This window comes from Psychromicrobium ferritrahens, from assembly GCF_043789415.1.
Lineage (GTDB): Bacteria > Actinomycetota > Actinomycetes > Actinomycetales > Micrococcaceae > Renibacterium.
Map to the genome: position 1 here is coordinate 1,328,907 of NZ_JBDLLW010000001.1, position 12,289 is coordinate 1,341,195.

At 62.0% G+C, this 12,289-nt stretch carries 9 protein-coding genes; 2 read left to right on the plus strand and 7 right to left on the minus strand.

Annotation, left to right across the window (positions count from 1 at the left end; translation table 11 throughout):
- Positions 1–12: 12 nt before the first annotated feature.
- Positions 13–792 (minus strand): sugar phosphate isomerase/epimerase family protein, encoded by a 780-nt coding sequence (locus ABDK06_RS06190; protein ID WP_394940009.1) that lies wholly within the window; start codon positions 790–792, stop codon positions 13–15.
- On the minus strand, positions 789–1,781 hold the full coding sequence (locus ABDK06_RS06195; protein ID WP_394940011.1) for a Ppx/GppA phosphatase family protein: 993 nt from the start codon (positions 1,779–1,781) through the stop codon (positions 789–791). The genes ABDK06_RS06190 and ABDK06_RS06195 overlap by 4 nt, the downstream gene beginning before the upstream one ends.
- Positions 1,782–1,880: 99 nt before the next feature.
- On the opposite strand from ABDK06_RS06195, the gene ABDK06_RS06200 reads away from it, so the two are divergent.
- The gene (locus ABDK06_RS06200; protein ID WP_394940013.1) at positions 1,881–3,236 is read left to right on the plus strand and encodes a C1 family peptidase; all 1,356 of its coding nucleotides are present in this window, start codon (positions 1,881–1,883) and stop codon (positions 3,234–3,236) included.
- 86 nt (positions 3,237–3,322) lie between these two features.
- Here the strand turns inward: ABDK06_RS06200 and topA are convergent, their stop codons facing one another.
- The 4 genes from topA to ABDK06_RS06220 all read right to left on the minus strand — a co-directional run bounded on the left by topA (position 3,323) and on the right by ABDK06_RS06220 (position 9,898).
- Positions 3,323–6,067: a type I DNA topoisomerase gene (topA, locus tag ABDK06_RS06205; RefSeq protein WP_394940015.1), complete on the minus strand. Its 2,745-nt coding sequence runs from the start codon at positions 6,065–6,067 to the stop codon at positions 3,323–3,325.
- Positions 6,068–6,164: 97 nt separating this feature from the next.
- Positions 6,165–6,815, minus strand: coding sequence for a response regulator transcription factor (locus ABDK06_RS06210; protein WP_394940807.1), 651 nt, complete (start codon positions 6,813–6,815; stop codon positions 6,165–6,167).
- 74 nt (positions 6,816–6,889) lie between these two features.
- Positions 6,890–8,218, minus strand: coding sequence for a sensor histidine kinase (locus tag ABDK06_RS06215; RefSeq protein ID WP_394940017.1), 1,329 nt, complete (start codon positions 8,216–8,218; stop codon positions 6,890–6,892).
- 102 nt (positions 8,219–8,320) lie between these two features.
- The gene (locus ABDK06_RS06220; protein WP_394940019.1) at positions 8,321–9,898 is read right to left on the minus strand and encodes a DUF7059 domain-containing protein; all 1,578 of its coding nucleotides are present in this window, start codon (positions 9,896–9,898) and stop codon (positions 8,321–8,323) included.
- 194 nt (positions 9,899–10,092) lie between these two features.
- Here ABDK06_RS06220 and srmL point away from each other — a divergent pair, with 194 nt between their 5' ends.
- Positions 10,093–11,229 carry a PheS-related mystery ligase SrmL gene (gene srmL / locus ABDK06_RS06225; RefSeq protein ID WP_394940021.1) on the plus strand — a complete coding sequence of 379 codons (1,137 nt, stop codon included), beginning with the start codon at positions 10,093–10,095 and terminating at the stop codon, positions 11,227–11,229.
- Between the two features lie 64 nt (positions 11,230–11,293).
- On the opposite strand, the gene trhO is transcribed toward srmL, so the two are convergent.
- Entirely contained in the window at positions 11,294–12,223 is a 930-nt protein-coding gene (gene trhO, locus ABDK06_RS06230) for an oxygen-dependent tRNA uridine(34) hydroxylase TrhO (protein WP_394940023.1), read from the minus strand.
- Positions 12,224–12,289: the final 66 nt, after the last annotated feature.

Here is a 12,289-nt window from a genome sequence, read left to right on the forward strand (position 1 = left end):
CCGGCTGAAGCCTCAGATGCTCCCGCGCAGATGCTCTCGCGCGAATCGCAAAGTCTCGGCCAACCATTCTTCCCGTTCCCCCACGCCCTTGGCCTTACGGGTGGAGATCTCGGCAACCACCGTTCCAGAAAACCCGGTACTGGCCAGATGCTGCAGAACCTCTGCGGCCCGCTGATTGCCCAACCCTGGTTGCAGATGCTCATCTCTGGAGGATCCGGTGCCATCAGTCAGATGAAGATGCCGCAATCTGGGCCCGAGCTCACGGATCGACTCCAGTGAGGAGACCCCTGCTGTGGCGGCGTGCGACAGGTCCCAGGTGACATCCGGGTAGTCCTGGGGCATCGGATCCCAATCGGGCAGGTAGGCCTTCACTTCCCGGCCGCGTACCCGCCACGGATACATGTTCTCCACCGCAATCCGCACTCCACTAGATTCAGCCAGATCCCGCACCCCGGAGACAAAGCTGCGAGCGTAGTCGCTCTGCCAACGAAAGGGCGGGTGAACCACCACGACGGAGGCCTCCAGCTCCGCAGCCAAGTTAATGGATTGTTCCACCTTGTTCCAGTAACTCCCCCACACTTGCTGAGTGAGCAGCAAGGTTGGGGCGTGGATCGCCATCACCTGCAATTGATACTTTTCGCTCAAAGTGCGCAGCGCCGCCGCATTCTGGCTGGTGGCATTATTGGTCACCATCACCTCAAGGCCGTCATAGCCGAGATCTTGAGCCGTCGCAAAGGCGTCGTGAACCGAGAGCGGGTAGACCGAGGCACTCGACAGGGCCACTGGAATCATGATCGGCTCAGCTCGGAAGCTGGCCGGGCACTGACATGACGGGGCGGCTCGAGAGGGCCGTCAAAGACCAGCTGATCGAGCCTGCGGAGAATGAGCCCCTCCCGCAGCGCCCAGGGGCAGATCTGCATCGTGGAGACCTTGAACAGTTCAAGCGCCGCTTCAGCCACCAGAGCCCCCGCAAGCAGCTGTGGTGCCCTGGCCTCGGAGACTCCGGGCAGATGCAGACGGTCCGCTGCACTCATCGCAGTCAGCCGCTGGGTCCACAGACCCAGATCGAGAGCGTGCAACTCGCGCCGTGCGAAGGGACCCATCGCGCTGGGCGCTGCCCCGGTGATTCGGGCCAAAGAACGGAAGGTCTTGGAGGTGCCGACCACTAAGTGCGGGGTGCCCAGCTCGGAGAATTCCTTGACAGCAGGCTTGAGCGTAGAACGGATGTATTTACGAAGCTCTTTGACGCTTTTGGCCGTCGGCGGATCCTCGAAAAGCCAATCCCGGGTCAGGCGCCCAGCGCCCAACGGAACCGAAGTGGCCTTTTGCGGCAGTTCGTCGGCACCCAGGGCCATCTCGAAGGAACCACCACCGATATCCAAATCGAGAACCGTCCCGGCACCCCAGCCGTACCAGCGGCGCACCGCGAAGAAAGTCATCGCAGCTTCCTCCGGCCCGGTCAGCTCGCGGAGTTGCACCGTGGTCTCCCGCTGGACCCGGTTCAGCACCTGCTCGCCGTTGCTGGACTCCCTGATCGCGGAGGTGCAGAACGCCAGAAGGTCCTGGGCCTGATGCTTCAGCGCGAATTCTCGGGCTTCCAGCACGAACTCGATCAGCTCGTTCTGCCCCGCTTCGGTGATCGCGCCGTCGTCGTCCAGGTACTGCACGAGGGAGAGCGGCCGTTTATGGGAGGCGAAGGGCACCGGCTGACCACCCGGGTGCGCATCGACCAAGAGCAGATGCACAGTATTTGAGCCGATATCGAGAACGCCAAGTCTCATGCTGCCCAGTTTATGCTGAGCGCACCGAGCACCACGATCTGAGACGAATGACCGATCGAAGAGATTGAATGTCATCAGCATCCGTACCAGACTGAACAAATGAGTAAAGCTCGACGAATAACCGATAAAGCCATCACGAGTGATCAACTATCAAGCCTGAACGGAGAATTCTCGGCAAACTCCGCAGCTGTCCTGGCGCAGAACGCGGTGACCCGCACCGCGCTCAACGACATCGCGGTGAACCACCGCGTGCTAGCCGGCAGCTCGCATTCCATGTCGACGCGACTCGACGATTGGAAAGTGACCAACCAGAAGAAATCCGGCCGTTGCTGGCTGTTCGCCGCGCTCAATCTGCTGCGCGCCGAAGCCCGGCAGATCCTCAACGTCAAGAACTTCGAGTTCTCGCAGAATTACCCGATGTACTTCGACAAGCTAGAGCGAGCTAACTACTACCTGCAATCCATCATCGAAACCGCGGATCGCCCGCTGGATGACCGACTGGTAACCTTCCTCGGCGATTCCCTGATGGGCGACGGCGGCCAGTGGAATATGTCGAGCAGCATCTTCAAGAAGTACGGTGCGGTGCCCCAGGAAGCGATGCCGGAGACGCAGTCCTCCTCGGACACCGATCAGATGAACTCCCGGCTGAAGACCCTGCTGCGCAAGGCCGCCCTGGAGCTCCGCTCAGCGGTCGGCAAGGGCGCCGAGGAAGCAGAACTGGATGCTCTAGTGCAGCAGACCATCGCTCAGGTTCACAAAGTCCTCACCATCCACTTGGGCACCCCGCCCAGCACCGTGGACTGGCAGTGGATCGACGACGATAAGAAATTCACCCGCGCCGGCGTGCTCAGCCCGCAGGAGTTCCTGGCGAAGTACACCACGCTGAACCTGGACGACTACGTCTGTCTAGTGGACGATCCGCGGTCGGAACACCCCAAGGGGAAGACTCTGACCGTCGAATACCTGGGAAATATCGTGGGAGGCGATCCCACGGTTTACCTCAACGTCGATATCCAGCTGATGAAGGATCTAGCCAAGGAGTCCCTGGAGTCCGGTGCGCCGGTCTGGTTCGGCTGCGACGTCGGACCACAGATGCTCCGGACAGAGGGCTTATGGGACGCCGAGCTCTTCGACTACGACGGCGTCTACGGAGTGGATCTGAGCCTCGACAAGGAACAACGAGTTAACATCGGCGAATCAGCGATGACCCATGCCATGCTGTTCACCGGTGTCGACGTCTTGGACGGCGGCACCCGGCGCTGGCGGGTGGAGAACAGCTGGGGTGATCAAGGTGCCGATCAGGGTTTCTACACCATGAACGACTCGTGGTTCGACGAGTACATGTTCGAGGTCGCGGTCGATAAGAACAAGCTGAGCCCGGAACTGCGCGCCGCCCTGGAAGAAGCACCCCGGGTGCTACCCGCTTGGGATCCGATGGGTGCCCTAGCCAGTTAAAGCCAGCAGCGCTGTGGAAGCTAGAGCCGCTACTAAGCGGGTCAGAACGGCTCTAGCTTCCACAGCGCTACGAAAAGGATGGCAGCTTAGCGCTTGGCCGTGGCCTTCCTCTTGGTCGTGGCTTTGGCCCGGGCGCCCGGGCGCTTGACCGGGCCGCGAGCGCGTTTCTCGGCGAGCAGCTCGACGGCGCGTTCCCTGGTCAGCTCCTCGATCGAGGTGGCACGCGGCACCGTGATATTGGTTTCACCGTCGGTGATGTACGGACCGAAGCGGCCTTCCTTGACCACGATCTTCTTACCGGAAACCGGGTCTTCACCGAATTCCGCGAGTGGCGGCACGGCTGCGCGCGCCCCTCGCTGCTTGGGCTGCGCGTAGATCTCCAGCGCCTGCTCCAGGGTGATCGTGAAGATCTCCTCTTCGGAGCCGATCGAACGGGAATCGGTGCCCTTCTTCAAATAGGGCCCGAAACGGCCGTTCTGCACGGTGATCTCCACGCCCTCGGCATCCGCACCCAGCACTCGCGGCAGCGACATCAACTGCAGCGCCTCGTCCAGAGAAACCGTCTCAACGGTCATCGACTTGAACAGCGAACCGGTGCGCGGCTTGGCCTTGACCGGTTTCTTCGGCGGTTTCGGCTTGCCGTTCTTGTAGTACTCCACGGGTGCATTCGCCAGTTCTTCCGCGGTGGGCTCCGGGATGATCTCGGTGACATAGGCCCCGTAGCGGCCGTTCTTGGCCACCACGCTGTGCCCCGAGACCGGATCCACCCCGAGCACCCTTTCCTCCGGAGCAGCGGTGTTGATCAGCTCGATCGCCTTTTCAGCGGTCAGCTCGTCGGGTGCCAAGTCCTCAGGCACATTGGCCCGTTCAGGCTCGGTGCCTTCCGGGGCATCGGCGGGAACCGGCTTCTCCAGGTAGGGCCCGAACTTACCGACGCGCAGCGTGATCCCCTCCGCGATCGGCACCGAGTTGATCTCCCGGGCATCGATCTCACCGAGGTTATCGACGATCGGCAGCAAGCCGGAGCCGTCGTCAGCGCCGAAGTAGAACAACCTCAACCAGTGCGAGCCGGTCTCTTCGCCGCGGGAGATCCGGTCCAGGTCCTCTTCCATCTCGGCGGTGAAGTCGTAATCGACGTAGTTCTCGAAGTACTGTTCCAGCAGCCGGACCACCGAGAATGCCACCCAGCTGGGCACCAGGGCCGAACCGCGCTGGCTGACGTAGCCCCGGTCCATGATGGTCGAGATGGTTGCCGCATAAGTGGACGGGCGGCCGATGCCGCGCTCTTCCAAGGTCTTCACCAGAGAAGCTTCGGTGTAACGCGGCGGCGGTGAGGTCTCGTGCCCCTGCGGTTCCAGGGACTCAGTGCGCAGCGCATCGGAGACCGCCAGATTAGGCAGCCTCCCGCCGTCGGCGCCGTTGGCGTCATCGCTCTGCCGAGCCTCATCACGGCCTTCTTCGTAAGCAGCTAGGAAGCCCTGGAAGGTGATCACGGTTCCCGAGGCGGCGAACTCAGCGTCCTTGCCCTCGGCGGAAACGGCGCCGAGCCGCACCGAGGCGGTGGAGCCCTTGGCGTCCGCCATCTGTGAGGCCACGGTGCGCTTCCAGATCAGTTCGTAGAGCTTGAACTCGTCCGAACTCAATGAGCGAGCGACCTGAGCCGGAACCCGGAAGGAGTCACCGGCGGGACGAATCGCCTCGTGCGCCTCCTGGGCGTTCTTCGACTTATTCGAGTAGATCCGCGGCGAGTTCGGCACAAAAGAGGGATCGTAGAGTTCCGCCGCTTGACGACGGGCCGCGGTGATCGCCTGATCGCTCAACGCCACCGAATCGGTACGCATATAGGTGATGTAGCCGTTTTCATAAAGACTCTGTGCCACCCGCATGGTGACCCGCGCCGAGAAACGCAGCTTACGAGCCGCCTCCTGCTGCAAGGTCGAGGTGGTGAAAGGCGCGGCCGGACGGCGGGTATAGGGCTTGTGCTCGACCGAGCGGACGGCGAAATCGGCCTGTTGCAGCCCCTCCGCCAACGCGGTGGCGGTGGCCTCATCGAGGTGGGCGACCTTGGCCGCGGTGAGCGCTCCGACGTCGTTGAAATCCCGCCCGGTGGCGACCCTGGCGCCGTCGACGGCCACCAGCTTCGCCTTGAAGAGCTGCTCAGATCCGGGCGGGGTGAATTCGCCCAGCACGTCCCAGTAGGACGCCGAGCGGAAAGCCATCCGCTCGCGCTCCCGCTCCACCACGAGACGAGTCGCCACGGACTGCACCCGGCCCGCGGAGAGCCCTCGGGAGACTTTGCGCCAGAGCACGGGGGAAATCTCATAGCCGTAGAGCCGGTCGAGCACTCTGCGAGTCTCCTGCGCATCGACCATCGGCATATCGACATCGCGCAGCTCATTCATGGCGCGCTGGATAGCCTCTTTGGTGATTTCCGGGAAGGTCAGCCGATATACCGGCACCTTGGGCTTGAGTACTTCAAGCAGATGCCAGGCAATGGCCTCGCCTTCGCGGTCACCGTCAGTGGCCAGATAGAGTTCATCGGCGTCCTTGAGCGCGGCCTTCAACTCGGCAACGCGCTTCTTCTTATCCGGCGGCACCACATAATAGGGTTCGAAGTCATTGTCGAGGTCGACAGCGAATTTGCCCACCGAGGATTTCTTCAACTCAGCGGGCAGGTCGGAGGGCTGGGGCAGATCCCGGATATGCCCATAGGACGCCTCGACTTCGAAGCCCTCGCCAAGATAACCGGCAATGGTCTTTCCCTTTGCCGGGGACTCCACGATGACCAGTTTCTTACCGGTCTTCTTTATGTTCGATGCCTTGCTGGGCACGATTCTCCTACCTGCGTATTTCCCTCATTGCGATGCGGCCCCCGAATCTAGTTCACCATACATTAAATGGCCGCACATTCAATGCCGCGCCAGCTGGCTATTGCCGAAGCCAGCTCAAAACGGCGAGCACTCTGCGATGGTCCTCCGACGAGGGCGGAAGGTCAAGTTTGCTGAAGATCGAGGAGATGTGTTTTTCCACCGCGCCGGCGGAAAGCGTCAGGTGCTGGCCGATCGCGGCATTGCTACGGCCTTCGGCGATCAGGGCCATCACTTGTCGCTCTCGCTCGGTGAGCGCCTCGACGCCGCTGCGGCTCCTATTGTTATTGAACAGCGCCGCGATCACTTCGGGATCCAGCACGGTGCCGCCGGAATGGATTCTGTTCACGGCGTCCGCCAATTCATCGACGTCGGTCACCCGGTCCTTGAGCAGGTAGCCAATCCCTCCGCTGCTGGCCGCCGTCGAGAGCAGATCGCGGGCGTAACTCAATTCAACGTATTGCGAGAGCACCAGAATGCCGATGGCGGGCCAGTTCTGCCGGATCTCGAGGGCGGCACGCAGGCCTTCATCGCTGTGACCGGGAGGCATCCGGACATCCGTCAGCACCAGATGGGGGGAGCACTGTTCGACCGCGAGCAGCAGTTCTTCGGCGCTGCCCACTGCGGTGAGCACTTCGAAACCGCTTTCGCCCAGCAAGCGCACCAGGCCTTCTCTGAGCAGCACCGAATCCTCGGCCAGCACCACTGTGATTCTCTCCACGCCACCAGAGTACCGGTGCGTCAAGGGGCGGCCCTCCGGAGAGACCTGATTCAAACCGGATCAGCTCAGCTCAAGGGCAGGCTCGTGCTGATCGTGGTTCCGCTGGCCCCTGAATCAACCGTGAGCACGGCTCCGATCGCTTCAACCCGTTCCGCTAGCCCGGCCAAGCCGTGCCCCCGGCCGAGGTGGGCTCCGCCGTCTCCGTCATCGCTCACCGAGACCCAGAGCACTGTTTCCTGACGCTTCAGTTCCACGGTGGCCCTTCTGGCCTTGGCGTGCTTGGCCACGTTAGTCAGCGCCTCACTGACCAGGAAATAAGCGGTATTCTCGACGTTTTCCGGCAGCCTTTCGGCGTTCATCCCCTCGCTCTGCACCGAAACCGGGACGGGCGTGCGCGCCGCCGCCGCCTCAATCGCGGCGAGCAGCCCACGATCGACCAGGATGGGAGGAGCGATTCCGCGGGAGATGGCGCGTAGTTCATTGAGTGTGTCCTGAGTCTGCTGCAGAGCCTCGGCAACCAACTCGGCGGCTCCGGCGTCACCGCGTTCCATCCGGCGCTGTGCAGATTTGAGATCCATCGAGACCCTGACCAGGCGTTGTTGCGGTCCGTCATGAATATCGCGCTCAATGCGCCGCAGATTGCCCGCTTCGGCGGCGACGGCAGAGTTCCGGGAGGCCTCCATCTGCTCGGCTCGGACTTTCCAAACCTCGGACTGGTTGGTCAGCAGACCACGGGCCAGCACCCGCTGCAGCAGGGCCAGGCTCTTGAGCACGAGGGGCAAGGTGAGCAGGAAGAAAATCCCGATGACGACGTCAAGCCAGTATCGTTCGGACGCCCAGAAGTGCAGGACGTCCACTCCGCCGAGTTGAATCGACTGAACGTCTTCCGGCACCTCACCGAGGTAGGGTCGCCAGATGAACGCCAGTAACATCGCGGGGCCGATGACCGTCCAGTTGACCGCGAGGCAGAAAACCGTGACCCGAATCGGAAAACTCAGCACGGCGTGAATCACCTCTCGCCAGCGCAGCGAATCGGTCAACGGGGAAAGCAGCCGACGCAGACCGCTGCCTTGAGGCTGCCGGTAGATGTGCGGCGGGAGCTCTCCTCGATCCCAGCTCGCCAGGCGACGCTCCGCAGTGGCGAAAAAGGAAGCGGTGAAAACGCAGCCGATCAACACGAAGATCCCCAGGTAGATGATCGCGGTAGAGATTCCCAGGGTCAGCAGAGCGACCACCGCGACGAAGGCCGGGATCCCGACGAAGAACGAAGCCAGGCAATAACCCAGATCCCGGCCTAGCCTGCCGAAAAGGCCCGGCGACGCCGCCGTCGGAGCATTCGGCTGCTGACTGGACATCATTGATTCCTCAAACTCGGTTTCGATTGCTGTTGTCATATATTCAGCCTGCCAACCGACTTTGACGGGCGCATTGCGGCAAGCCACCGTCTTTTCCAGGGCAAGCCGCAGACTGGGGTGGGGTTATCCCCCGGTCCTTCCTCAGTCGGTATCGTCCGCTAGCAGAAAGCCATCAGCTATCAGGGGGCGAATCTGCTCGTCGAGCGGCAAGTCCCTCTCCAAGAGGGCTTCCAGAGCAGAGACGATCTGCCCGACGCTCAGCGTGCCATCGCAGGCCGAGACGAAACCCGCCAGTTCGGTGCTGAGCAGGGTTGTCCTTCGCAGCCCGGCACCCTGGCGCAGCAGGATGACACCGGGATGCTCTGCCCCCGGACGCTGATGCCGTTCCTCGGTGACATCATCGGCCACCACGAGTTTGACCCGAGAGAGCTGATCCACGTCCTGCTGCCGTTCGGCGAGCCAATCAGCCCGGTCAAGAGCTGCCTCAAGCGCCGGGCCTATCGGCTGCTCAAGGGGATGACTAATTTCTTCCAGTCGCTGGATGGCCGCCCGCTGTTGACCGCCCGCCCAGCGCCGTAGCCAGACCAGTCCGAAACCGATACTCGATACCTCACGCGCTTCGAAATCCAGTAAATAGTCTCGGTAGGAGCTGGCGAAATACTCGGGATCCCGGCCTTGGGAAGCGTCTTGCAGCCAGGTCTCGGCGTATTGTTCTGGGCTGAGCTGCTCCCGCTGGATCAGCCAGTAATCCAGCTCCTCGGCGAACCAGGTGCTGATCCGGCTGTGCCAAGAAGCAGCGGATTCAGGGATCTCCCAATTCGCCAGCAACTGGGCGCTGCCGCCGGCGCTGAGCACTTCGGGAAGTCCGCGGATCAGCGAAGAGACCAGTTCATCGCCGGGCAGCCCGCCATCGCGATAAGTGAATTGCTCTGCCGAGTCCTCCCCGGCGCGGCGCGGCGTGATCACGAAGGGCGGATTGGAGACCACCAATTCGAACTCTTCACCCTTTACAGGCTCCAGCAAGCTGCCCTGGCGAAGTGAGACCCGCTGCTCAAGATGCTGCGGATCGAGGCGCAGCGCAGTGGCGTTCAACAAGAGATTGAAACGAGTGAAAGCCAGAGCCCGGGCCGAGATATCAGTGGCCGTGACATGATCGGCGTGCCTGAGCAGGTGGAGGGTTTGAATACCGCAACCGCAACCGAGATCCAGGGCCTTGCGTACCGGTTTCCTGATGGTCGACTGGGCGAGGGTCAGCGATGCGCCGCCGATGCCGAGCACATGGTCTCGTCGCAGCACTCCAGGACTCTGATGAGCCGCTAGATCGCTGGCAACCCAGAGCCGCACTTCGCCTCGCTCATCTTCGAAGGAGTACGGCCTCAGGTCCATCAAGACCCGGCAGGCGTCTCCGCTCATCTCGATCAGGCCGAGTGAGGACAGCCCCGTGGAGTCCAGGCCGGGCAACGCAGCATCCAGTTCTGCGGTCGTCACTGGTTGGGCGAGCAGGAAGAGCCGAATCAGCAAGGCAAGCGGCGAGCCAGAGCGTTCGGTGATCAGCAGCGCTGCGCTGAATTGCTCCCGGTTGAGCGCAGCATAGCCGCGCTCTCCCAATAACTCGGCCACGCCGTCGACCGTGTAATTCACCTGCTGCAAGGCCTCCAGCAAAGCGGTCATTCGAGGCAGATCGCAGATCGGCACATCCGTGGGAGCATCAAAGGTCATGCTCTCAGGCTAGTTAATTCCGAGCCCGGCGTCACCGGCACGGCTGTATGATGAATGCCATGCACAGTGATCAGCGATTTAGCTGCCCTCGGCCGTTCGGCCGCCGGGGCAGGTTCGCCGTGCGCTAGATTCGCATCCCGGGGGTTTCGGTCGAGGGAGTTCTGCTCCTCAAAAATCCGATCGAAGGAACCCCGATGACCAATGATCTTTCTTTATCTCAACTCCATGCCGCACTCGCAGTGCGTGACCTGAGCGATCCGGCAAACGGTGAGCACGCGATGCAAAAGATGCTGGCCGACGTCGTCCAGGCGCTCGAAACCGAGTGGCAGATTCCAGTTCAAACGCACCGGCTGAATCCGCTGGTCGCTACCCGCGATAACTATGATCGGCTGGGTTATAGCGCGGGTGCGGTGACCAGGGACTCGCGCTATTCCCGCCATGTCTCTCCGACCGTGATGCTGCGCAGCCACACCTCAGCCGGTATTCCGGCGCTGCTCGACGGCTTGCGAAACACCGAGGAGCGCTATGACATCCTGCACGTGCTGCCGGGCCTGGTGTACCGGCGGGATGCTGTTGACCGGAACCACGTGGGCACGCCGCACCAGGTGGACCTGTGGCGGCTGAAAGCACGGGGCTTGCTCGGCTTGGACGAGCTGCACGCCATGATGGCGGCGGTAGCCGAGGCGGTGCTGCCCGGCTGCCAGTGGCGTGCAACACCGACCCAGCATCCTTACACCGCTCACGGTCATCAGCTGGACGTGCTGGTGAAAGGCCGGGACGGTTCGAGCGAGTGGCTCGAACTAGCGGAGTGCGGCCTGGTTGCCAGCCCGATTCTGCGCGCCGCCGGATTGGAACCCAGACGATGGTGTGGACTCGCACTGGGGATGGGGCTCGATCGGGCTCTGATGCTACGCAAGGGCATCGACGACATCCGGCTGCTGCGGGGAAGCGATCCTCGAGTGCAGTCTCAGTTGCTCGATCTAGCGCCGTGGATGCCGGTTTCCTTAATGCCGCCGATGCAACGAGATCTGTCCTTGGTCTGCGACTCCGCGGTGGACGAGGAGACCCTGGGAGATCTGGCCAGGACTGCGCTCGGTGCTGAGGCTGAGGTGCTCGCCGCGCTGGAGATTCTCACGACGACGCCGGCCGCCGGGCTTCCAGCGGCGGCGCGCGGCCGGCTCGGCATCGTGGAGGGGCAGTCGAATGTGCTGCTCCGGCTGACCCTGCAAGCGCTGGAGAGGACACTCACCATAGCCGAAGCCAATACGCTGCGCGATCGAGTGTATCTGGCCTTACACGAAGGACCGGTGCCGGAACTGATTGCGGGCTAGCGTGCCGCGATGCCGCAGACACTCTGCGCACTAGTCGCTGATCGATAACCGCTGATCAAGGCGGCTAGTGCGCAGAGTTCAGGCTCATTGAGGCAGCTGAAACGTCAGTGGCTTTCCGCTCTGGAGCCTGACAGCCATCGGGGCAGCGCAGATTGGCTGGATCGCTGGCACATTCAGCACAGTACAAGCTCAGCGTGCGGCAACTCAGGTTAGTGCAGTTGTAGAAATCGCTGGTAGCGGCGGAACAGCGCACGCAGCTGCCAATGGTCTTGGCTTCGGGGCTGAACTCCAAGCGCATCCGCTGGTCGAAGACGTAGAGGGAGCCTTCCCAGAGTCCCTCGTCCCGGTATTTCTCGCCGTAACGGACAATGCCGCCGTCCAGTTGATAAACCTCTGAGAAACCGCGGTTGACCATCAGGCTGGAAAGTACTTCGCAACGCACTCCACCGGTGCAATAAGTGACCACGGGCTTATCCTTGAGCGCATCGTACTTCCCGGAGTCGAGCTCCTTGATGAAGTCCCTCGTGGTGGAGACATCGGGCACGACGGCGTCTTTGAACTTGCCGATCTGAGCCTCGAAAGAGTTCCTGCCGTCGAAGAACACTACGTCTTTTTCCGCCACCAGGGCATGCAGCTCCTCGGGTTGCAGGTGCTTGCCGCCGCCCTGCACGCCTTTCGCGTCCACCTTGAGCTCGCCGGGCGCACCGAAGCTGACGATCTCATCCCGCACTTTGACGCTCAGTCTGGGGAAATCAGCGGCGGAACCCTCCGACCATTTGACGTCGATCCCCTTGAAATATTCTTTGGTGGTTTTCACATATTGTTTGAGCGCCCCCAGCTCTCCACCCACCGTGACATTGATACCGTCCTTGGAGATCAGGATCCGGCCTTTCAGCTCGTGCTGTTCGCAGAGCGCACGCTGCCATAGCCGGACAGCTTCAGGGTCCGGCACAGGGGTGAAAGCGTAAAAAAGCACGATTCGGTGTATTGCCACCTTTAAAGAATACCGGGCCGCCTGGCGAGAGGGTCCTCTGACGAGGAGCTGCCTGATCAGGGCGCC

Bases quoted from the DNA above. Each gene is read 5' to 3' on its own strand.
- ABDK06_RS06190 (WP_394940009.1), bottom strand. From the start codon at position 792: ATGATTCCAGTGGCCCTGTCGAGTGCCTCGGTCTACCCGCTCTCGGTT.
- ABDK06_RS06195 (WP_394940011.1), bottom strand. From the start codon at position 1,781: ATGAGACTTGGCGTTCTCGATATCGGCTCAAATACTGTGCATCTGCTC.
- ABDK06_RS06200 (WP_394940013.1), top strand. From the start codon at position 1,881: ATGAGTAAAGCTCGACGAATAACCGATAAAGCCATCACGAGTGATCAA.
- ABDK06_RS06215 (WP_394940017.1), bottom strand. From the start codon at position 8,218: ATGACAACAGCAATCGAAACCGAGTTTGAGGAATCAATGATGTCCAGT.
- ABDK06_RS06220 (WP_394940019.1), bottom strand. From the start codon at position 9,898: ATGACCTTTGATGCTCCCACGGATGTGCCGATCTGCGATCTGCCTCGA.
- srmL (WP_394940021.1), top strand. From the start codon at position 10,093: ATGACCAATGATCTTTCTTTATCTCAACTCCATGCCGCACTCGCAGTG.